Source organism: Telluria sp. ZT3P25 (assembly GCF_059685895.1).
On record NZ_JCASIJ010000002.1, the window covers coordinates 93,615 to 115,059 of the forward strand.

At 63.4% G+C, this 21,445-nt stretch carries 15 protein-coding genes and 2 tRNA genes; 6 read left to right on the forward strand and 11 right to left on the reverse strand.

Features of this window, described 5'->3' with window-relative positions; all coding sequences use genetic code 11:
* Positions 1 to 54: 54 nt before the first annotated feature.
* A complete protein-coding gene (locus AC56LY_RS18950; RefSeq protein ID WP_499582240.1) occupies positions 55 to 1,920 on the reverse strand; it encodes a phosphoenolpyruvate carboxykinase (GTP) in 1,866 nt (621 codons plus the stop codon).
* A gap of 369 nt (positions 1,921 to 2,289) precedes the next feature.
* Here AC56LY_RS18950 and AC56LY_RS18955 point away from each other — a divergent pair, with 369 nt between their 5' ends.
* Positions 2,290 to 3,282, forward strand: coding sequence for a D-2-hydroxyacid dehydrogenase family protein (locus AC56LY_RS18955; RefSeq protein ID WP_499583447.1), 993 nt, complete (start codon positions 2,290 to 2,292; stop codon positions 3,280 to 3,282).
* Positions 3,283 to 3,300: 18 nt separating this feature from the next.
* Here the strand turns inward: AC56LY_RS18955 and AC56LY_RS18960 are convergent, their stop codons facing one another.
* Positions 3,301 to 4,056 carry an L-asparaginase gene (locus AC56LY_RS18960; RefSeq protein WP_499582242.1) on the reverse strand — a complete coding sequence of 252 codons (756 nt, stop codon included), beginning with the start codon at positions 4,054 to 4,056 and terminating at the stop codon, positions 3,301 to 3,303.
* Between the two features lie 145 nt (positions 4,057 to 4,201).
* Between AC56LY_RS18960 and AC56LY_RS18965 the strand changes: the two genes are divergently transcribed.
* The gene (locus AC56LY_RS18965) at positions 4,202 to 4,687 is read left to right on the forward strand and encodes an asparaginase domain-containing protein (protein WP_499582244.1); all 486 of its coding nucleotides are present in this window, start codon (positions 4,202 to 4,204) and stop codon (positions 4,685 to 4,687) included.
* A gap of 103 nt (positions 4,688 to 4,790) precedes the next feature.
* Here the strand turns inward: AC56LY_RS18965 and AC56LY_RS18970 are convergent, their stop codons facing one another.
* The 6 genes from AC56LY_RS18970 to AC56LY_RS18995 all read right to left on the reverse strand — a co-directional run bounded on the left by AC56LY_RS18970 (position 4,791) and on the right by AC56LY_RS18995 (position 14,900).
* Entirely contained in the window at positions 4,791 to 5,687 is an 897-nt protein-coding gene (locus AC56LY_RS18970) for a recombination-associated protein RdgC (protein WP_499582246.1), read from the reverse strand.
* Positions 5,688 to 5,762: 75 nt separating this feature from the next.
* Entirely contained in the window at positions 5,763 to 6,851 is a 1,089-nt protein-coding gene (dinB, locus tag AC56LY_RS18975) for a DNA polymerase IV (RefSeq protein ID WP_499583448.1), read from the reverse strand.
* A 96-nt stretch (positions 6,852 to 6,947) separates the two neighbouring features.
* Complete coding sequence (locus AC56LY_RS18980; protein ID WP_499582248.1) at positions 6,948 to 8,219, reverse strand: acetamidase/formamidase family protein; 1,272 nt, start codon at positions 8,217 to 8,219, stop codon at positions 6,948 to 6,950.
* Positions 8,220 to 8,347: 128 nt separating this feature from the next.
* Entirely contained in the window at positions 8,348 to 10,147 is a 1,800-nt protein-coding gene (locus AC56LY_RS18985) for a S8 family peptidase (RefSeq protein WP_499582250.1), read from the reverse strand.
* A gap of 353 nt (positions 10,148 to 10,500) precedes the next feature.
* Entirely contained in the window at positions 10,501 to 12,318 is a 1,818-nt protein-coding gene (locus AC56LY_RS18990) for a S8 family peptidase (protein ID WP_499582252.1), read from the reverse strand.
* A 344-nt stretch (positions 12,319 to 12,662) separates the two neighbouring features.
* On the reverse strand, positions 12,663 to 14,900 hold the full coding sequence (locus AC56LY_RS18995) for a TonB-dependent receptor (RefSeq protein ID WP_499582254.1): 2,238 nt from the start codon (positions 14,898 to 14,900) through the stop codon (positions 12,663 to 12,665).
* A gap of 375 nt (positions 14,901 to 15,275) precedes the next feature.
* Between AC56LY_RS18995 and AC56LY_RS19000 the strand changes: the two genes are divergently transcribed.
* Together AC56LY_RS19000 and AC56LY_RS19005 are read left to right on the forward strand one after the other, a co-directional pair.
* Positions 15,276 to 15,351 (forward strand) — tRNA-Val (locus AC56LY_RS19000).
* 40 nt (positions 15,352 to 15,391) lie between these two features.
* A tRNA-Asp gene (locus tag AC56LY_RS19005) sits at positions 15,392 to 15,468 on the forward strand.
* 85 nt (positions 15,469 to 15,553) lie between these two features.
* Here AC56LY_RS19005 and AC56LY_RS19010 read toward each other — a convergent pair.
* On the reverse strand, positions 15,554 to 16,705 hold the full coding sequence (locus tag AC56LY_RS19010; RefSeq protein ID WP_499582256.1) for a GGDEF domain-containing protein: 1,152 nt from the start codon (positions 16,703 to 16,705) through the stop codon (positions 15,554 to 15,556).
* Between the two features lie 247 nt (positions 16,706 to 16,952).
* Between AC56LY_RS19010 and AC56LY_RS19015 the strand changes: the two genes are divergently transcribed.
* Together AC56LY_RS19015 and AC56LY_RS19020 are read left to right on the forward strand one after the other, a co-directional pair.
* Positions 16,953 to 17,438, forward strand: a complete 486-nt coding sequence (locus tag AC56LY_RS19015) for a cyclic nucleotide-binding domain-containing protein (protein WP_221290483.1) — start codon at positions 16,953 to 16,955, stop codon at positions 17,436 to 17,438.
* Positions 17,435 to 18,631 carry an AI-2E family transporter gene (locus tag AC56LY_RS19020; RefSeq protein WP_499455989.1) on the forward strand — a complete coding sequence of 399 codons (1,197 nt, stop codon included), beginning with the start codon at positions 17,435 to 17,437 and terminating at the stop codon, positions 18,629 to 18,631. The genes AC56LY_RS19015 and AC56LY_RS19020 overlap by 4 nt, the downstream gene beginning before the upstream one ends.
* Before the next feature lie 70 nt (positions 18,632 to 18,701).
* Here AC56LY_RS19020 and AC56LY_RS19025 read toward each other — a convergent pair whose 3' ends face one another.
* Both AC56LY_RS19025 and AC56LY_RS19030 read right to left on the reverse strand, forming a co-directional pair.
* Positions 18,702 to 20,981, reverse strand: a complete 2,280-nt coding sequence (locus tag AC56LY_RS19025) for a YgiQ family radical SAM protein (protein WP_258836799.1) — start codon at positions 20,979 to 20,981, stop codon at positions 18,702 to 18,704.
* Positions 20,982 to 21,087: 106 nt separating this feature from the next.
* Positions 21,088 to 21,372 (reverse strand): DUF4404 family protein, encoded by a 285-nt coding sequence (locus AC56LY_RS19030; protein ID WP_183555162.1) that lies wholly within the window; start codon positions 21,370 to 21,372, stop codon positions 21,088 to 21,090.
* Positions 21,373 to 21,445 lie beyond the last annotated feature (73 nt).

The window sequence follows — 21,445 nt, forward strand, 5'->3', positions numbered from 1 at the left end:
TTTTATGTTTTCACCGTCACGAAGACGGCGCCTCCCCCACCAGGCAGCTTAAGCTCAAGCAGCCAGTTGTTTCTCCAGCCGGTCACGCGTGGCCACCAGCTCTTGCGGCAGGTGGTAGGCCAGCTTCTCGAACAGCTCGGTATGCAGTTTCAGTTCTTCGCGCCAGGCGTCCTTGTCGATGGACGTGATCTGCGCAAATTGCTCTTCGCTGAAGTCCACGCCTTCCCAGTTCAGGTCGGTGTAGTTCGGCGTGGTGCCGAACAGGTGCTCGGTGCCGCCGGTGGCGCCGGCGGTGCGGTCCAGGATCCACTTCAGCACGCGCATATTATCACCGTAACCTGGCCACACGAAGTTGCCCTGCGCATCGGTGCGGAACCAGTTGACGCAGAAGATCTTCGGCAATGCCGCCGGATCAATTGCTTCGACCTTCTTGCCCAGATCGAGCCAGTGCTGGAAGTAGTCGCTCATGTTGTAGCCGATGAATGGCAGCATCGCGAATGGATCGCGGCGCACGACGCCCATCTGGCCGGCAGCGGCGGCGGTGGTCTCCGAACCCATCGCGGCGGCCATGTAGACGCCTTCCACCCAGTCGCGCGCTTCGGTCACCAGCGGCACGGTCGTCGAACGACGGCCACCGAAGATGAACGACGAGATCGGCACGCCGGCCGGATCGTCCCAGGCAGCATCGATCACCGGATTTTGCGTAGCGGCGACCGTGAAGCGCGCGTTCGGATGCGCAGCTTTGGTGCCCGATGCCGGCGTCCAGTCCTTGCCCTGCCAGTCGATCAGGTGGGCCGGTGCTTCCTTGGTCATGCCTTCCCACCAGACGTCGCCGTCGTCGGTCAGCGCGACGTTGGTGAAGATGACGTTTTCACGCAGCGAGGCCATGCAGTTCGGGTTGGTCTTGTCGTTGGTGCCCGGGGCCACGCCGAAGTAGCCGGCTTCCGGGTTAATGGCGACCAGCTTGCCATCGGCGCCCGGCTTGATCCAGGCGATGTCGTCGCCGATCGTCGTGACTTTCCAGCCGTTGAATGCCTGTGGCGGGATCAGCATCGCGAAGTTGGTCTTGCCGCAGGCCGACGGGAACGCGGCGGCGATGTATTTCTTGTCGCCTTGTGGCGATTCGACGCCCAGGATCAGCATGTGTTCGGCCAGCCAGCCGGTGCCGCCCTGCTGCGCTTCCTGGTACCCCATGTTCGAAGCGATGCGCAGTGCGAAGCACTTCTTGCCCAGCAGCGCATTGCCGCCGTAGCCGGAACCGAACGACCAGATTTCGCGGGTGTCCGGATAGTGAACGATGTACTTGGTGGCATTGCATGGCCACGCGACATCGGCCTGGCCGTCGACCAGCGGCATGCCGACCGAGTGCACGCACGGCACGAAGTCACCATCCTGGCCCAGCACGTCGTACACGGCGCGGCCCATGCGCGTCATGATGCGCATGTTGACGGCAACGTAAGGCGAGTCGGACAACTCGACGCCAATGTGGGCGATCGGCGAACCGAGCGGGCCCATCGAGAACGGCACGACGTATAGCGTGCGGCCGGTCATGCAACCGTCGAACAGGCCGTGCAGCGTATTGCGCATTTCGGCCGGTTCCATCCAGTTGTTGGTCGGGCCGGCTTCTTCTTTCGTGGCCGAGCAGATATAGGTGCGGTCTTCGACGCGCGCCACGTCCGACGGATCGGACCAGGCCAGGTAGGAATTTGGACGCTTGGCCGGGTTCAGCTTTTTCATCGTGCCAGCGGCAACCATCTCGGCGCACAGGCGGTCGTATTCGTCTTCCGAACCGTCGCACCAGTAAATGCTGTCAGGCTTGGTCAGCGCAGCAATCTCAGCCACCCAATTGATGAGTTTTTGATGTTTGATGTAAGCTGGGACGTTCAGTGCGGCGACGCCGCCCATCACAGGTTGGTTCATGGGGATACCTCCAAATGCCAATTAAGAATTCGGGTGGACCGTTACCTTGCATCGTTTTCAGCCGGGGCGCCCTGCGGTCGATCACGACGTTGGGCAAGCACTCTGCGGCAGAAGCAGGCGTCAACACTTGACGATACAGCGGGCAGGTCGGCAGCTTCGATTGAAGCCTTGCGGTGCGTCTCGTGAGCACCGTTGGATACGTGTCATTCGCTTAAGTTCTGCGCCGATTGTACACCCGCAAAACGGCGTTTCGACGGCTTTCACTACAAAAAAGTAGGAAAAATGCCCGACTAATGTAGTAGGCTATTTGGGCATTTGCCCTATCGTGTTATTTGTTTACAGGCAGATCATACAATTGTGACAACACCACTGAAAATCGCGATTCTTGATGACTATCAAGACGCTGCGCGACGTCTCGCGTGCTATCCCTTGCTCGACGGCCATGAGGTCAAGGTCTTCCAGAGCTCGACCCGTGGCCTGGGCCAGCTTGCCATCCGGCTGGCGCCGTTCGATGCGCTGGTGCTGATCCGTGAACGCACCGCCTTCCCTGCGGCCCTGCTGGCCAAGCTGCCCAACCTGAAACTGATTTCGCAAACCGGCAAGGTCAGTGGCCACATCGACGTCGCCGCTGCGACCGCGCGCGGCATCGCAATTGCCGAGGGCGTCGGCTCGCCGGTTGCCCCGGCAGAATTGACCTGGGCACTGATCATGGCAGCCAGCCGCAAGATCGTGCCGTATGCCACCAATCTGAAAGAGGGACTGTGGCAGACGGCCTCGACCAATCCGGTGCTCAATGGCGTGGGCCGCGTGCTGCACGGTCGTACGCTGGGCCTCTGGAGTTACGGCAAGATCGGCAAGCTGGTGGCCGGCTATGCGCGGGCGTTCGGGATGCGCGTGGTGGTGTGGGGCAGCGAAGCGAGCCGGCAGGCGGCAGTCGCCGATGGCTTTGAAGCGGCGCCATCGCGCGAGGCGCTGTTCGAGATGGCCGATGTGCTGAGCCTGCACTTGCGCCTGGCCGAATCGACCCGTGGCATCGTCACTGCAAGCGATCTGGCGCGGATGAAACCGGACGCACTGTTCGTCAATACCAGCCGCGCCGAACTGGTGGCCGATGGCGCGCTGGAAAGCGCCTTGAAGAAAGGCCACCCTGGCATGGCCGCGCTGGACGTGTTTACCAGCGAGCCGCTGGGACCGGATTCACCATTGCTGCGCATTCCGACCGTGCTGGCGACACCGCACCTGGGGTATGTCGAGCAGGACAGTTACGAGTTGTATTTCAGCGCGGCGTTCGAGAATATCGTGCAGTTCGCGCAGGGTACGCCGACCAATATTCTCAATCCAGAGGCGTTGAACAAACGCTGAGCACAAGACGCCGCAGGCTCAGCGCAGTTCGGGCTCGCCGGTGATATTGATCTTCGGCGCCGGCAGCACATGCGTGCCGGTCCAGAGGCCAGCCCAGCCCGGCGGCCAGCCAATATCCGGCCCCGCGTACGGCTTCAGGCCCGCGCGCACCGGCACGATCGGCACCGGTGGCGCTTCGATCAGGCCGCCACCCGGTGGCCGCTCCATGTTCAGGCTATACATATACCCGGGCAGCAGCAGGTCACATGCCTGCGCGAACCACGCGGTGTGATCTTCGTCGCGGCCCAGCGCCTCGGCCAGCCCTTGCGGATCGAATTTCGCCAGTGCATGGATCAGCTCATCGGTGCTCGCGCCCGGCACATCGTTCCAGCCCATGACCGGGTTGTTGTTGTACTCGGCGCCCGAGCCATACCAGCCTTCGCGCCAGGTGCGCTGCATCCAGTTGCGCGGCCCCGTGAACAGGTGCCAGCGCCAGTGCAGGCCGGATGGCTTGGGCCACGAGTACAGATACAGTTTCTGGTAACCGGCCTCGTGCAGCGCACGCACGACGGCCATCAGGCGCGCGTGCGGCATGCGGTCGGGCGGCGCGCGCCGGAACAGGATCGGCTCGCCGTCGGCGTGCTGCACCTCGTCGTTCGACAGGTTCAGGTCTTGCGCGCGCGACTCGTTGCCGAAGCGCGCCGACACCCACCCGGTGAGCAGGTTGACATGCGTGATCACACCATAGCCGCGATGGCGCTGGAAGATCACGGTTCCGGGGGCAACTGCTTTCATGGCAAATATGGAAATAGACAGAAGAAAAGTAAAACGGTGGAAGAAGTACTCATCCGATCCGGACGATTCTAGCGCAGTCGCCTGGAGATCGCCGGTGGTTTGGCGATATCATGGGGACCTTTTTTCAGCGAGTGGATAAACCAACATGACTTTGCGACTCATCGCCACCGGCGGCACTTTCGACAAGCATTACAACGAACTCAATGGCGTGCTGGGCTTCGCCGAAAGCCATTTGCCAGAGGTCATCAAGCGCAGCCGCATGACGGTGCCGGTGGCACTGGACGTGCTGCCGCTGCTCGATTCGCTCGAAATGGGTGACGCCGACCGCGAGCGTGTACTGACGACCTGCCAGGCCGTATCCGAGAAGGCCATCGTGATCGTGCATGGCACCGACACGATGCGCGAGACGGCCGCTGTGCTGGGGGCGGCGGGCCTGGGCCAGACCATCGTGCTGACCGGCGCCATGATCCCTTACTCGATCGCCAATTCCGACGCGCTGTTCAACCTGGGCTTTGCCTGCGGCGTCGCACAAGTGCTGCCGGCCGGCGTCTACGTGGCGATGAACGGTCAGGTGTTCCCTTGGGATAACGTGACCAAGAACCGCAGCGCCGGCGTGTTCCAGGGATTATAAATATAGTCGAAAAACGGAAACGAAAAACGACAACGGCCGGACGCCATGTCCAGCCGTTCGATCCGGCCGGCGCCCGCTCGGGCGCCGTGTGTCTGACGCCTGATTACGCCTTGGCTTCGCCGCCCAGTGCTTCGACCACATCGGCCAGCATCTTCGACAGCTCGCCCGTCATCAGGACGATATCGTTGTCGAAACGTTCGTCGTCATTGTGGGTCGCGCTTTCGCCTTCCTTGATCACGTCCAGCGGCTTGATGCCCTTGATCGCCAGCGACTCGGTCAGCACGAAGCTGACGCGGTCGTTCCAGGTCATGGCCAGGCGCGTGCACTGCTTGCCGGCGGCGATGTGGCGGCGGATGTCGTCCGGCTCCAGCGTGTGCTTCACGTAGCGCACTGCGGCGCGGCTCTCGCCCGTGGCGCGCAGTTCGGTGTCCTGGTCGATCGTGAAGCCGTACGGCGCTTCATCGGCTTCGAGCCAGCCGGTCATCACGGCCACTGGCGAGCGTTGCACACGGAGCGACTCCAGCGGCATCTTGTCGACGGCCTTGAGCAGCAGCTTGACGACATCGTCGGCCTTGGCCGGGCTGGCCGCATCGACCACGAGCCAGCCATTGACCGGGTCGATCCAGGTCCAGACATTGCTGCGCAGCGTGAAGGCGCGCGGCAGCAGTTCGTCGGCCACGCGCTCCTTCAGTTCCTTCATGGCTTTTTTGCCTGGCGGGAAGCCCTGCGCTTCTTCCATCTCGGCCGCCTTGGCCTTGGCCACCTGGTTGATGACCGATGCCGGGAGCAGTTTCTTTTCGGTGCCCAGCATGATCAGCATCTGCTTGTTCACGACATGGACCAGGCCGCCGTTCGGGCGCGGTGCGTCCCAGCCCTGGCGCAGCAATTCGTTGCTGTTGGCAGGCACGAAGCTGCCCGGCTCGAGGGCCTTTTCCAGCTGTTCAGGGGTGTAGGCCCAAGGGGCCGGCAGGCGGTAGATCTGGAGATTCTTGAACCACATAGGCTTAATCCGATTGTTTCACTAATACAAGGGAACGACATTCTACGCTGCACAGCAGCCGCAGCGTCAAAAATGTCAGGGGGTTGTCGCGTCATCCAGAGAATCGTCGAACAGCCGTAACTGCTCGACAATCTCGGTGTCGCCCAGGCGCACGCCGACGCCCAATAATCGCACCGGCCGGCTGGCGCGCGCCCAGCCGGTCTCCAATAAACGCGCATAGGTCGGGATGTGTGGCGCGTACCCGACGCATTCGACGGTTGTCTGCTGGAAATCCGAAAACTTGATCTTCACGAACAGCTTGTTGATGAATTTTTCAGCATTTGCCCGCTTGATACGGCCCAGCAAATGCTCGTGCAAATCGGGCAGCAGCTTCAGGCAGGCGGCCAGGTCGGGCACGTCCGGCGTGTAGGTTTCCTCGGTGCTGATCGACTTGCGCTCACGCGAGGTATTTACTTCGCGATGGTCGATCCCGCGGCTCAGGTCATACAGCCGCACGCCGAAGCTGCCCATATGCTCTTGCAGCTTGTCCAGACTCCAGCCGCGCAGATCGGCGCAGGTCTGGGCGCCGAGCCGGTTCAGTTTCTCGGCCGTGACCTTGCCGACGCCGTGCAGCTTCTTGACCGGCAGCGCCGCGACAAACGCATCGACTTCTTCGGGCCGCACCAGGAACAGGCCGTCGGGCTTGTTCCAGTCGCTGGCGATCTTGGCGACGAACTTGTTCGGCCCTACGCCGGCCGAGGCCGTGATGCCCACTGTCTCGACGATGCGGCGCCGGATCTCCTGCGCGATCAGCGTCGCGCTGCCCTTGCAGTGCGGCGAATCGGTCACGTCCAGATAGGCTTCGTCGAGCGAGAGCGGCTCGACGATCTCTGTGTAATCCTGGTAGATGGCCATGATCTGGCTGGACGCGATGCGGTATTTTTCCATCGCCGGCGGAATCACCACCAGCTCCGGGCACAGCTTCATCGCCTGGGCCGTAGCCATCGCCGAATGGATGCCGAAGCGGCGCGCCTCGTAATTGCAGGTGGCAACCACGCCACGCTGGTCGGCGCGCCCGCCCACCGCCAGCGGCCGGCCGCGCAGCGATGGATCGTCGCGCATCTCGACCGATGCATAAAAGCAGTCGCAATCGCAGTGGATGATTTTTCGGGCTGGGGCGTTCACGCTGGCGGGGCCGCCCCATGCGGTCACACACTGCCGGGGTCGATGACTGTAATTGCATACAGTATCTTCTAAAAATCTCCCCCGTGCAAATCTTGCTTATTTCTTGCCAGACTTCTCGGTGAATCCGTTCTTCACCTTGCTGAAGTCGGCCTTGTGGATCATCCCGTGCACGCCCTTGGTGCCGTCGACCACCTGGCTGACCTGGAAGTCGCTGGCCGCGCTCAGATAGGCAAATGCGGTGGGGCGGTCCATGCCCAGCATCTCGGTCAGGAAGCGAATCGATTCGCGCGTGGCGTCCTTCATCGCCTCATCCAGATCGGGGTTCAGGCCGATCGTCACCCAGTGATCGGCCGTCTCGCCCAGCGGCCTGGCCAGGCTGCCCGAGCGCGATGGAATGCCGGGGTCGCCTTTTTTCAGCACCGTGATGCGGAAGGTCGGACGCATCGAATGCTCGAGCGCGGTCAACGCCACCTCGCCGTCGCCCTGCGCCATGTGCGGGTCACCCGTGTAGAAATTGCCGCCCTTGACCAGCACCGGCAGATAGACGGTCGAACCGACGCCCAGGTCGTTGATGTCCATATTGCCGCCGTACAGGCCGGGCGGCACCGAATGCACCGGCCTGGTCGTGTCTGCCGCGACGCCCATCACGCCCATGAACGGCGCGGTCGGGAACGTCACTTCGGTGCCGTTGGCGGTCTTCATCACGGCCTCCCACTTGCCGGCCTTGGTGCGCCGGATCGGGGTGAACACCGATACGTTGTTGTAGGCGCTCGGGTTGGCGGCCGAGGCATCTGCTGTCGGCTTCGGCGTTTCCGGGAATTCGCCGGGCAACGCCCCCTTGCCGTGGCGATTGGAAATCACGCCATACGGCACGCGCGGCACGGCCGACAGCAGCTCCACCTTGAGCACGTCGCCCGGCTCGGCGCCGTCGATCGCCACCGGCCCCGTCACGATGTGCGGCCCATCCTTGAAAAAATCATGGGCCATCGACGAGCCCGTGATGGCGATGCCATCCTTGAGGACCATATTGGCGGGAATGCCCTTGCTGCCAAAATACGCCAGCGGATTGCGGCCCTGGTCTTCGACCAGGCCTTCATGCGACAGCGTATCGAAGACAATCGTCGCGCCGGACGGCACCGACAGCACCGGTTTGGTGGCCGCGTTCGGCAAGTAGCCCCAGGTGACCGTCTCCACCGTTGAGGGCACGTAATACACCTCGTGCCTGGTGCCGGGGACAACGACCCGCCCCGGCTTGTCGGCCAGCGGTTGCAGCGGGAGCTTGTCGGCAGTCTGGGCGAACACCGCCGTTGCGGGTGCCAACACGGCCAGGGCAAGGGCGGTCGCGAACGTAATGGTGCGCAATTTCATGATGGACTCCGGTCGATGGCTGCTTGGCAGGGAACCCTGTATGAATGCAATCAACGTGCCATGTGAAATAACGCAGATCATGCTGCCAACCTGGCCGCGCACGCACCGGCAAGGTGCGAACCCGCAGCTTACCGTGTCAACGATAGCGCATACCGACCGTTGCTCGCGCCGGTGCCGCCGCTGACATAACGTACCTGCAGATAGAAGACCGCCGTGCCGGTGCCGATATAGGTCAGCCCAATGGCGTCAGCCATGCCCGCCCGGTTCAGGCTGCCGCCCAGTTGCCTGCCTGCGCTGTCGTACACGTACAGATCGTAGTTGGCCGTGGCCAGCACCGCGCTCAGACTGACCTTCAATGTCTTGCCGGCTGGCAGATCGACCCGGAAGTAATCGGTATCCGTCGTCGCACCGATGTTGCCGGTGATGTTGCCGTTGATCGGATTGGCCGTGGCGACCGTGTTGTTCGCTTCGCTTTCGGCAACCACGACGGGCGCAGGACTGCTCCTGGCCCCTGTCAACGCGGCGGCCGCATCGACGATGCCGGCGCCGCACCCGGCGCAACTGGCCGGGAACGCGCGTGCCGTCGACTTCAGCCTTGTTGCGATCTCATCCGGTGTCAGCTTGGTGTTGGTTGCCAACATCAGTGCGGCCACGCCGGCCACGTGCGGCGCGGCCATCGACGTGCCCTGGTAGACCGCGTAGGTATCCGCCAGCGGTCCGCTCCTGCCGCTGTTGAGCGTGGACAGCACGCCCGACGCGCCATCCCCGCCCGGCGCGGCCACCGCGACCTGGGCGCCGAAGTTGGAATAGCGTGCCCGCCCGCCAGTACGGCCTGTGGCGGCAACCGCGATCACGCCGGCGCAGTTGGCCGGGCTGGCGTTGCTGACGTCCATGGCCGAATTACCGGCCGCAGCCACCACGACCGCGCCGCGCGAGCGGGCCCCGTTGATGGCATTCTGCATCGTCGCACTACAGGCACCGCCCCCGCCCAGTGACAGGTTAAGCACGCGCGCCTTGTTGGGATTGGCTGGCACGCCCGCGACCGTACCGCCGGACGCCCAGGTAATGGCATCGGCAATGTCGGATGTGTAGCCGCCGCACTTGCCCAACACGCGTACCGGCAGGATTTTGGCGTTGTAGGCCACGCCCGCCACGCCGGCGCCGTTGTTGGTGCGCGCCGCCACCGTGCCGGCCACGTGCGTGCCGTGCCAGCTGGATGGCTGGTCAGAGAATGGCTGGCCGCCACCGCAGGCACCGGCCGTGATGCCGTCACCCGGGTCGCTCGCATCGCTGTCGCGACCGTTGCCGTCGTTGCCGATGGCGGCGGTGCTGATGAAATCGTAGCCAGGCAGGATCTGGCCAGCCAGATCGGCGTGCGGACGGTAGCCGGTGTCGATCACGGCGACCACCACCCCGGCGCCCGTGGAGATATCCCAGGCCGCCGGCAGGCGCAGCCCGCCAACCGTATCGTAGTAGTGCCACTGGTCGGTATAGCGCGGATCGGTCGGCGTGGCCGCATGCGTCATGATGCGGTCCGGCTCGGCATACTCGATCGATGCATCGCGCATCATCATCTCGGTCGCCAGCGAGCGCACCTCGGCCAGATTGTGCCGGCGATCGAGCTTGAACACTTTCGCGCCGTTCGAGAGCGCATGGCTCTCCCGGACCAGTACACCAAACTGCTGGCCGGCGCGATCGAGCCTGGCCTTGCGCGCACTGCTGCCACCCTCGACGATCACCGTTGTTCCGTTGGGGGCGGGCTGGGCGTCGCGGTACTTCACGATGACGCGGTCGGTTTCCAAGATGGACTGCGGCTCCTGGGAGCCTGCGGCGGCAGCGGCCGCACATAGCGGGAGGGACGCCAGCGCCAGCCAGAATGTGGCGCGCTGCGTCAACGCTGCAGTGTGCATCGAATGTGTGTGCTTCATGATCTTCCCGTTCAAGTTATGCATCAGGCATATCGATGCGCCTGAGTCATGACGAGACCAGCTGCACCGGCGCCGCTCCATAGCAGCAAAACCAGAGTAGCCTGAGGGAAACATTGTGTCGCGTGGAAAATCACACCCTTTCGGCATAGTTACAACACTTGCACCACACGTTTCCTCAATAACATTTTTTCTTTGGAGTAACTTTTTGAACGCGAAATATGTAACGGCTCATTTCAGTTAATTAACAATCATGAACAGAGAATGCAGAGCCCAAAAAAAACACGCGCGAACGAATCGCGCGTGTTTCGGGTCCAAAGCGACCCTGGCCATGAAAATGGCGCAGGGTCACTGGCTTACCAGCTCAGTTTCAGCGAGTAACGGCCATTGGTCGCGCCAGTACCGCCCCCGTAATACGTCACACGGACATAACGGATTGCCGTGCTGCTGGTGGTATTGGCCGAATTAACGGTATCGGTCGCGCCGGCGCCATTCTGGCTGGTGCCCAGTTGCGCGCCGGTGCTGCTGTACACGTACAGGTCGTAGTCGGCCGTCGTCGAGGTCGGGGTCAGGCTGGCTGCCAGCGTCTTGCCGGCTGGCAGATCGACGCGGAAATAATCGGTGTCGGTCGTGCTGCCCAGGTTGCCGGTGACGGTCGTGTTGCTGACCGTGACCGGGTCTGCCGTGGCCATCGTGTTGTTCGACTCGCTCTCGGCCAGCGTGGTGACAGGCGTGCCGCCACCGCCGCCCGTCGCCGACGCCACGGCAGCGGCCGCATCGACGATGCCGGTGCCGCAACCCGAGCAGCTGGCCGGGAACGCGCGCGCCGTCGACTTCAGTTTCGACTCGATCTCGTCCGGCGTCAGGTTGGTGTTTACCGCCAGCATCAGCGCTGCCACACCGGCCACGTGCGGCGTGGCCATCGACGTGCCCTGGTAGGCCGCGTAGCTGTCCGCGGCCGGTGCGCCGGTGCCGCTGTTGAGCGTCGAGAGCACGCCCGAAGCGCCATCGCCGCCAGGCGCTGCCACGTCCACCAGCGTGCCAAAGTTTGAGTACGACGCGCGTCCACCGGTACGGCCGGTGGCCGCCACCGCAATCACGCCCGAGCAGTTGGCAGGGCTGGCGTTGCTGACGTTGACGGCGTCGTTGCCGGCAGCAACCACCACCACCGCACCACGCGAGCGGGCACCGTTGATGGCGTTTTGTGTGGTTGCATCGCAGGCACCGCCGCCGCCCAGCGACAGGTTCAGCACGCGCGCCTTGTTGGCGTTGGCCGGCACGCCCGACACCGTACCGCCCGACGACCAGGTGATCGCGTCGGCGATGTCGGACGTGTAGCCGCCGCACTTGCCCAGCACGCGCACTGGCAGGACCTTGGCGTTGTAGGCCACGCCTGCGACGCCGGCGCCGTTGTTGGTGCGCGCTGCCACCGTGCCGGCCACGTGCGTGCCGTGCCAGCTCGATGCCTGATCACGGGTTGGCTGGCCACTGCCGCAGGAACCGGCGGTGACGGCGTCGCCCGGATCGCTCGCGTCGCTGTCGCGGCCGTCACCATCGTTGCCGATGGCGGCAGTGCTGATGAAGTCATAGCCGGCCAGTTGCTGGCCGCTCAGGTCGGCATGAGGGCGCGAGCCGGTGTCGATGACGGCCACGATCACGCCGGCGCCGGTCGAGACATCCCAGGCAGCCGGCAGGCGCAGGCCACCCGCCGTTTCATAGTAATGCCACTGATCGGTATAGCGCGGGTCGGTCGGCGTGGCCATGTGCGTCATGATGCGGTCCGGCTCGGCGTATTCGATCGACGGGTCGCGCGCCATCATTTCGGCGGCCAGTGACTTCACTTCGGCAAGATTGCGCTTGCGGTCGAGCTTGAACACTTTTGCGCCGGTGGAAATAGGATGGCTTTCCTGGACCACCATGCCGAACTGCTGGCCGGCACGGTCGAGCTTGGCCTTGCGCTCGCTACTGGTACTGGCCACGCGCGCAGCGATGCCATTGACGGCCGGTTGCGCGTCGCGGTACTTCACGATGATCCGGTCGGTTTCCACGATGAACTGTGGCCCCGGGGACGCCGCATCGCCCGCGGCCGCCAGCGCCGCGCTCGAGGCCAGCGCCAGGGATACCGCGGCGCACATCTTCAATACGACAGGACGAATCGAATGCGTTTGCTTCATTTTTCTTCCTTGTTCAAGGTTTTCCGTCGGGCGAAAGGGCTCGCCCGTATCGTTGTAGTCCGGACTTCGCCGGCGCCGCATCGAGGCGGCTGAGCCAGCGTAGCGCGAAAGAAAGATTTAACGGAACGCAAACCTGAGAGAGTGAAGCGTGCATACAACGGTTACATCGCTAAATTTTGCAAAAACATGTTTTGTTCGGCAAAGCCTAAATTCTGCCGAATACTTGACACCTAAAATTTGTTGACGAAGGTTTATCGCATCGTTCCCAGATGCAAAAAAGGGCCGCGCAGTGCGCGGCCCTTTTTGTTTGTGACATGCCTGCCTCTTGCGAGGCCGGTCAATTCTTAGAAATTACCCTTGAATTGCATGCCCCACTGGCGCGGCTCGTTGGTGAAGCCGGTCAGGTTGTTGAAGTCGATCGCACCGGTAATACGGCGCTGGTCGAGCACGTTGCGGCCGAAGGCAGCCACTTCATACTTGCCATTGCCGAAGATGTAACCGACGCGCACGCCGCCTTCGGTCAGTGGTGCACCGGTGAACTCGGTCGACTCGTACAGGAAGAAGTTCACCTTGCTGCGGTACGACCAGTCGGTGTAGAAGTACAGCTCGCCGTCACGGAACGGCACGCCATAGCGGGCGGTTGCGTTGAAGGTCCAGCGCGGTGCCTGTGGCAGTGCATTGCCATCGATCACGACACGGCCGGCGCCGTTGATCGGATCGGTGATCGTGCACTGCGCGCAGCGGTTGACCGACAGGCTGCCGTCGCGGATCTGCGTGTAGTTGTAGCTCGCGCCGGCGCTCATGCGCAGGGCAGTGCTGATCGCTGCTTCGAAGTCGAACTCGGCGCCGCGGCCCTTGGTCTTGTCGGCGTTGATCAGGCGGTTGACGTTCGAATTGCCACCCACCACGGTCAGCTGCTGGTCTTCGATCGTGTAGTCATAGATCGAGAACGAGCCACGTGCGCGGCGCTCAAACAGGTCAGCCTTGATGCCCAGCTCGACCGACTTGATGGTCTCGGCATCGGCCACGGTGATCGGCACCGACGCCGAGGCAGCAGCGATACTCGGGGCGCGGAAGCCCGTTGCGGCGCGGCCATACACGTTCACGTCAGGCGTGAGCTTGTAGGTGGCCGACAGATCCCAGCTGACCTTCTTCTTGTCCGCTTCGACCGACGACGGGCCGATCTGGACGACGTTGGTCGCTTCGATGGTGCGGAACTCTTTCTCGTCCTTGGTGTAGCGCACGCCGCCGCGGATGGTCCAGTCAGGCGTCAGGTTGTACGTTGCTGAAGCGAACGCAGCCCAGGCCTTGTTCTTCTGGGTCGACACCAGGCGCGAGGTGCGCGCGTAGGTGGTGCTGTCGAAGTTGTCGCTGCCGCCGGTGACGTCTTCATCGAAGAAGTAGACGCCGGTCTGCCAGTTGAACGGGCCGGTGTTCTGCGATTCGACGCGGAATTCCTGGCTGTACTGGTCGAGGTTGTTGATGTAGCCGTTGGTTTCGACCTGGAACGGGATGAAGCCCGGGCCGGTTGGCGTGCCGCCGTCGATGTCGCCGCGGCTCGAGTAGCCGATGATGTGCTCGTAACCGGTGATCGACGACAGCTTGTAGCCGCCCAGATCCCATTCCAGACGCAGGTTGATGCCGTTGGTTTTCAGGTCCTGGTCATTCTGGGCATTGGTGACGATCTGGTCCAGATCGGTGCCGTCGGCGAAGGTGTTGCTGCCCTTCTTGATCAGGTTGGCGCGGAACAGACGTGCGCTGCCATTGGTCTGACGCTGGTGGAAGCCCAGGAGGCCGGTAACGCCATCTTTGCTGTACAGGAACTGCACGCGCTCGGCGTGTTCGTTGTAGCCGTCGAGCTCACCGCGCTTGGTGGTCTTGGCCGGGGTGCTGTAGTTGTCGACGTAGTCGTCGCGGTGCTGGCCGACGGCCGATACGCGCATTGCCACGTTGCTCGACAGCGGCACGTTCACGGCGCCTTCGGCATTGAACGTGTAGTGCGATGCCGCCGACACGTTGTAGTAGCCTTCGGTGCTGTTCAGGCGTGGCTTTTCGGACTCGAACTTGACGACGCCGGCCGGGGTATTACGGCCGAACAGCGTGCCCTGCGGGCCGCGCAGCACTTCGACGCTGGCCAGGTCGAAGATCGGGAAGCCCTTCAGGATCGGGTTCTCTTGCACGATGTCGTCGTACACGAGCGAGACCGGCTGCGAGGCGAAGGTGTTGAAGTCGGTATTGCCGTAGCCGCGGATGTAGAAGCGCGGGAAGGTACGGCCGTTCGACGATTCCACGTTCAGGCTCGGCACTTTGCCGGCCAGCAGACGGATGTCATCGCCACCGGAGACCAGGACATCCAGCTTGTCACCCTTCAGGGCCGTCACCGACACCGGCACGTCGCGGATGTTCTCGGTACGGCGCTGTGCGGTCACGGTGACCGATTGCAGCTGCAGGGACTCGGGTGCCGGTTGGGCCGGGGCCGCCGTCTGGGCTGCAGCCTGGGCGATCGGCAGCAGGACGAGGAACGCCAGCGCTGCGCCATGGGAGCAGGTGACGCGCTTGTGCATCTTGGACATCTTGGTCATGGAGTATTTTCCTGGTGATGATAAAAGAACCGGTGTCTCCGTTCTTCTTTTCCAACGCCCCCCCGCCGGGTGCGCGGGCGGTGCTACCCCGCCCTCGGCAACGCGCATCTGTGGCGCCCATCTTTGCGATGTTTTAAGGTTGCCGACTTGCTAAAGGCGGTATTGTCCGTGATGGTTATCAGCCGGGCAAGTAAATAACGCCATGACGCCATGATTACAACACATGCATATCGTTGGCTGCGGCCGGGGGTCATGACCAGAAAAAATAGCGCTTTCGATATTTTTTCGAAAAACCTCTTGCGGACCCTCAAACGCACCCTCTATAATTCGGTCCTCTTCGACGCAATGACAAGCGTCAGTAGACATCAACGAGATGGGCGCTTAGCTCAGTTGGTAGAGCGGATCCCTTACACGGATTAGGTCGGGAGTTCGAGCCTCTCAGCGCCCACCAAACATCTCGACGATGGATCGAAGGCTGATCTTAGTAAAACGGAGTGGTAGTTCAGTTGGTTAGAATACCGGCCTGTCACGCCGGGGGTCGCGGGTTCGAGCCCCGTCCGCTCCGCCAGCATCACTGAAAAAGGGTCCGATTCGTCGGGCCCTTTTTCTTTTTCTGCGCGTGTCTGTGTGCCAGCTTGCGCCGCACTTCCCCGCTACGCCCGCTTGCGCACCAGTTCCCCGATTTCCACCCGATCCCGCCCCGCGCGCTTGGCCGCATACAGCGCATGGTCGGCACGCGCCATCGCCCCGCCCAGATCCTCATGCGGATCGAGCACCACCACGCCGATGCTGACCGTCATCCGGTAGGTCGGGCCGCTGGTGATGACCGTGGCTTCGCGGATCGCCCGGCGCAGCCGCTCGGCGGCCTGCACCGCCCCATCAAGATCGGCGCCGGGTAGCAGCAGGGCGAATTCTTCGCCGCCCAGGCGGCCGATCGTTTCGTGCTCGCGCAGAAGATGCCGCACGGTACGGGCGAACACAACCAGTGCCTCGTCGCCGGACGCATGGCCCCAGCGGTCATTGATCTGCTTGAAGTGGTCGATGTCGATCATCAACAGGCCCAGGCCGGTGCGCTGGCGCTGGGCCAGCAGGCGTGCGCCATCGGCCTGTTCCAGGAACGCATGGCGGTTGGGCAGCCCGGTCAGGCAATCGGTCGAGGCCAACCTGGCCATGCGCTGATCGTCCTTCTGCTTGCACAGCAACAAAAAACCGAAACCGTTGACGATCATGAGCAGGTAGCCCGTCAGGTATGCCACCTGCTGGGCGATGCTGTGGTCGAGCGGGCCCTCACCCAGCCATCCCGACACGACCCAGATGGCGACGGCCGTGGCGAACAGCGCATCGTTGACGCCGATGATCCGCTGCAGCAGCGAGGCGCTGCGCCGGCGCAGCAGCGCCCACGCCATGGCGGCGGCAAAGAACGCCACCACGGCGCCCACGAGCGCACTGAGCTGGACGTGATCGGCCCCACGCGCTGCGCCGGCCAGAACGATGGCAGAAGAGAGCAGCGTGATCGGCAACAGCACCCGGCCCCAGCGTGCGAAGCCGAAGAAAACACAATAGGCCGCCATTTCAAGCGACATCGCCAGAATCCAGACGAGGCCCTCCAGGCCGACGACCAGCGGCCAGCCCAGCAACGGACTGGCCCAGCCGATCAGCTGGCTCACGCCCATGCCGAGCCGCGCCCACATCCACAGGCGCAGCCCGGGACTGGGCGCCGCGCCATGGGTGTATCCCGCCATCAGAATCGCAAAACCGACGTTGCCGATACCAAGTGCAAGAAGAAAAGTCTGTATATCAATCACTGCCTGTCCTTGAAAAGGCACTTGCGATCCGCCTCGCCTGCCAGCGCCTGCGGCAATTACAAAAAGACCATTTATGTTGCTTTATGGAATTATGTTACACGTTTTTTAATGCGGGCGAGCGCACGCTTGACGCCGGCTATGGACACGCCGCCACACCGCCGTGCGCACGCGACGCTTTTTGATGCGTGGCAGCATACGATCGCGGATAATCAAACAGACAACAGACCGCACCACCCTGGAGCACGCCTTGATTTTTCGTTTTCTCAAACCGCCGCGCATGTCGCCGCGCCTGCATCGACTCAAGAGTTCATCACTGTTTGCGGCACTTACGCCGCTGGAACTCAAGATCGTCGATGGCCTGCTGCACGAGCGCCGCTATCTGAAAGACGAAATCATGTTCGACGAGGGCGAAGAAGGCCAGGCGCTGTACCTGTTGATGAGCGGCCGGGTGCGCATCAGCCGCCTGCACGAGGGCATGACGCAGGTCGTGGCCGAACTCGAGCCGGGCGGCTTCTTCGGCGACCTGGCGCTGCTCGACAACTCGCCCCGCAATGCCCAGGCGCGCGCCCTCGAACCATGCGAAGTGGCCGTGTTCTTCCGCGCCGACTTCCTGGGCCTGATGGAAACCGACGCCGTCATCGGCTACAAGATCTCGCTGGCACTGGCGCGCCACATCGGCCTGCGCCTGCGTGAATGGATGGGCACCGGCCGGCCGCAGCTGGAAGCGCTGTGAGCACCCACCTCGACCCTGCCCACGGCCCCGAGCGGGCCGGCCCGGTCGTCTGGACCGGCATCATCGGCGGCACCTGCCTGCTTTTGCTCGTGGTCCAGAAGCTGCTGTGGCTCGCCCTGCCCTTCATCTTCGGCGCCGTCCTGTATTACATCCTGCTGGGCCCGATGCAGCGCATGGTGCGTTCAGGCTTTGGCCGCAACGCTGCCGCGTTGTGGGTCTGCACGCTGTTCTTTGCGCTGACCGCGCTGGCGCTGACGGCGGCCATGGCCTGGGGCGACGGCCCCGAAGAAGATTCGTGGGAAGCGACGATCAGCCTGTATCTCGACGGCGGCGTCGCCTTCGTGCGCAACTCCATGGGTTTGCTGGAAGCGAAATTCCCGCTGCTGGCCGAGATGCGCCTGACCTCGACCGTCAACCGCGCGTTCACCAACTACACGAGCGACTTCGCGCAGAACCACCTGGGCGACATCGTTGTCGGCATCGTGACCTGGGTGCCGTCGCTGTTCCTGGCGCCATTCCTCAGCTTCTTCCTGCTGCGCGACGGTGTGCGCTTCAAGAAGTTCCTGGCGCGCGCGGTGCCGAACGCCTACTTCGAGCCGGCGCTGTACCTGCTGCACGAAGTCGACCAGACCGCGCGCCGCTACTTCGAGGGGCTGCTCAAGCTGACGGTACTCGACACGATCGTGCTGGCGCTGGGCCTGTGGATCATCGGCGTGTCCTCGCCCCTGCTGCTGGGCCTGATCTCGGCGGTGCTGGCCTGGGTGCCGTTCGTCGGCTCGATCGCCGGCTGCGCGCTGGTGGTCATCGTCGCCTCGACCGATGCGCCGGGCAACCCGCTGATGGCCTACGGCGCGATTGGCGTGTTCGTGCTGGTGCGGCTGCTGGATGACTTCATCTTCATGCCAGCCACGCTGGGGCGCAGCCTGCACATCCATCCGCTGGTGACGGTGCTGATGATCTTCGTCGGCGGCATGCTGGCGGGCGTGGTGGGACTGATGCTGGTGCTGCCGCTGCTGGGCGTGGTGATGGTGATCGGCGAGACGCTGGGCGTCCTGGTCACGCACCCGCGCTTGCGAGCGCGCCACCGCTATGCCAATTCATTGCGTACGCGGCAAGCCAGCATGGATCTGGACATCGCGCGCGAACGGCGCGGGGCGCCGACGCCGAATGCGAAATTGAAGACCAAACCGTAACGGACAACATTGCACTGCCCAAAAAAAACCGGCGCCTGGGGCGCCGGTTTTTTTATCCCTTCAATCGTGTTTATTTGCGCACGGTCTTGGGCTTGGCCTTGATGGTCGACAGGATCGACGGCTTGACCTTCGACGGCGGCGCCATGAACGGCGTGGTGGCCGGCGTGCGGTCGGTGCGCCCGCGTGGTGCGCCGGCGCCCATCGTGCGCTTCGGTGCGCCATCGGCTGGCCGCCCTTTCGGCGCCATGCCCGGGCCGCGGCGCTCTTCGCGCAGCGAACCGCTGGCCATCTCGCCACCCGGGGCCGGGATCAGGTGCCGGTCGCTGTTACCGATCAGGTCGCCACGACCCATGCGATACAGGCCTTCGCGCAGGATCGGCCAGTTCTCCGGGTCGTAATAGCGCAGGAACGCCTTGTGGAGTTTACGCGTCTTGCCGCTCTTTGCCGTCTCGACGATTTCCGAATCCTCGGTCACCTTGGCCAGCGGGTTGCGGCGCGAGTGGTACATCGTCGTGGCCATTGCCATTGGCGTCGGCGTGAACGTCTGCACCTGGTCGAGCTTGAAGTTGTTTTTCTTCAGCCACAGCGCGAGGTTCAGCATGTCTTCGTCGGTCGAGCCCGGGTGGGCCGCGATGAAGTACGGGATCAGGTACTGCTTCTTGCCGGCTTCGAGCGAGTACTTGTCAAACATCCGCTTGAACTCGTCATAGGCGCCGATGCCCGGCTTCATCATCTTCGACAGCGTGCCCGCTTCGGTGTGCTCCGGTGCGATTTTGAGCAGGCCGCCCACGTGGTGGGTGACCAGCTCTTTGACGTACTCGGGCGAGCGCACGGCCAGGTCGTAGCGCAGGCCCGAACCGATCAGGATCTTCTTGATGCCCGGGATCGCGCGCGCCTTGCGGTACAGCGAGATCAGCTTGCTGTGGTCGGTGCCCAGGTTGCTGCAGATGGTCGGGTACACGCACGACAGGCGGCGGCAGCTTTCCTCGATCGTCTTTTCCTTGCACGCCAGGCGGTACATGTTCGCAGTCGGGCCACCGAGATCGGTGATGGTGCCGGCGAAGTTCTTGGTCGTGTCGCGGATCAGTTCGATTTCGCGCAGGATCGACGGCTCGGAGCGGCTCTGGATGATGCGGCCTTCGTGCTCGGTGATCGAGCAGAAGGTGCAGCCACCGAAGCAGCCGCGCATGATGTTGACCGAGTAGCGGATCATTTCCCAGGCCGGGATGTGCGCCTTGCCGTAGCTCGGGTGCGGCGCGCGGGCGTAGGCCATGTCGTAGACATTGTCCATCTCGTCCATTGCCAGCGGCAGCGGCGGCGGGTTCAGCCAGACGTCGCGGTCGCCGTGCGCCTGCACCAGCGCGCGCGCATTGCCCGGGTTCGATTCGAGGTGGAACACGCGCGACGTGTGCGCGTACATCACCGGGTCGACGCTGACCGTTTCAAAGCTCGGCAGGCGCACGACGGTCTTGGCCGCTTTTTCGCGGGCCGCGGCCTGGCGCTGCTCGCGCGTCATGATCATGATCGGCTTGACCTCGGGCTCCGGCGCGGCGTTGTCGAGCGCGCAGGCCGTCGGGTCTTCCAGCGCCATCGCGTACGGATTCGGCTGCTTGTCGATGCGGCCCGGCACGTCCACGCGGGTGGAATTGTGCACGCTCCACTCTTCGTCCGGCAGCCAGCCCAGCGGCACCAGGAACGCCGTGCCGCGCAGGTCGCGGATGGTCTTGATGTTTTCGCCGGCGGCGATGCGGCGCGTCAGGTCGACCAGCGCGCGCTCGGCGTTGCCGAAGATGAGCAGGTCGGCCTTCGATTCGAACAGCACCGAGCGGCGCACCTTATCGGACCAGTAATCGTAGTGGGCGATGCGGCGCAGCGAGGCTTCGATACTGCCGGCGATCACCGGCACGCCCGGGAACGCTTCACGGGCGCGCTGGCAATATACGGTCACGGCGCGGTCGGGGCGCTTGTTCGGTGCGCCTTCCGGCGTGTAGGCGTCGTCGGAGCGGATCTTGCGGTCGGCCGTGTAGCGGTTGACCATCGAATCCATATTGCCGGCGGTAACGCCCCAGTACAGATTGGGTTTGCCCAGTGCGCGGAACGGCTCGACCGAGGTCCAGTCGGGCTGGCTGATGATGCCGACCCGATACCCCTGCGCTTCGAGCAGCCGGCCGACCAGCGCCATGCCGAAGCTCGGGTGGTCGATGTAGGCGTCACCCGTGATCAGGATGATGTCGCACGAATCCCAGCCCAATGCGTCCATTTCGGCGCGGGACATCGGGAGGAAGGGTGCGGTCGGGGCGCGGCTGGAGCGCTTGGCGACCGTCGCAAAGAGATTGGCAGGGGAGTTCATTGCCCGGCATTGTACCGGAAAACCATTTACGGAGCATGGAAGGCCCCGAAAAATGGCTTAAAATCAATGACTTGTGGCTATTAGCCTACTATTTCAGCAGCGCAGGTCAAATGCCCATGTTCGACAGGATCTGGCCCAGCTCGCGCAAGCCGTGCTCGACGCGCGGGTGGCGGGCGGCAAAACTGGCTGCCAGCTCCTGTGTGCGCGAGCCCAGTCCATAGGTATTCGCATCGAGTTCCTGCTCGGCGCGGCGCTCGAGGACTTTCTCAATGTCGCCATCGAGCTGGCGCAGCAGCGTTTCCAGTTCGACGTCGGTGTCGCCGGTTTCCTGCAGTTCGCGGTGCAGGGCTTTCAGGCGTGCCTTCAGGTCGGCATCGTGTTCGGGTTGCATCGTGGTCTCCGTGGATTGGTCGATTTCATTGTAAGGCATGGGGGGCGTGGGAGAGAACACGGCTGTGTGGAAA

What these genes read in the sequence shown, in the direction of transcription:
- AC56LY_RS18950 (WP_499582240.1), bottom strand. Translation starts at nt 1,920, where the DNA reads ATGAACCAACCTGTGATGGGCGGCGTCGCCGCACTGAACGTCCCAGCT.
- AC56LY_RS18960 (WP_499582242.1), bottom strand. Translation starts at nt 4,056, where the DNA reads ATGAAAGCAGTTGCCCCCGGAACCGTGATCTTCCAGCGCCATCGCGGC.
- AC56LY_RS18965 (WP_499582244.1), top strand. Translation starts at nt 4,202, where the DNA reads ATGACTTTGCGACTCATCGCCACCGGCGGCACTTTCGACAAGCATTAC.
- AC56LY_RS18970 (WP_499582246.1), bottom strand. Translation starts at nt 5,687, where the DNA reads ATGTGGTTCAAGAATCTCCAGATCTACCGCCTGCCGGCCCCTTGGGCC.
- AC56LY_RS18980 (WP_499582248.1), bottom strand. Translation starts at nt 8,219, where the DNA reads ATGAAATTGCGCACCATTACGTTCGCGACCGCCCTTGCCCTGGCCGTG.
- AC56LY_RS18985 (WP_499582250.1), bottom strand. Translation starts at nt 10,147, where the DNA reads ATGAAGCACACACATTCGATGCACACTGCAGCGTTGACGCAGCGCGCC.
- AC56LY_RS18990 (WP_499582252.1), bottom strand. Translation starts at nt 12,318, where the DNA reads ATGAAGCAAACGCATTCGATTCGTCCTGTCGTATTGAAGATGTGCGCC.
- AC56LY_RS18995 (WP_499582254.1), bottom strand. Translation starts at nt 14,900, where the DNA reads ATGACCAAGATGTCCAAGATGCACAAGCGCGTCACCTGCTCCCATGGC.
- AC56LY_RS19025 (WP_258836799.1), bottom strand. Translation starts at nt 20,981, where the DNA reads ATGAACTCCCCTGCCAATCTCTTTGCGACGGTCGCCAAGCGCTCCAGC.
- AC56LY_RS19030 (WP_183555162.1), bottom strand. Translation starts at nt 21,372, where the DNA reads ATGCAACCCGAACACGATGCCGACCTGAAGGCACGCCTGAAAGCCCTG.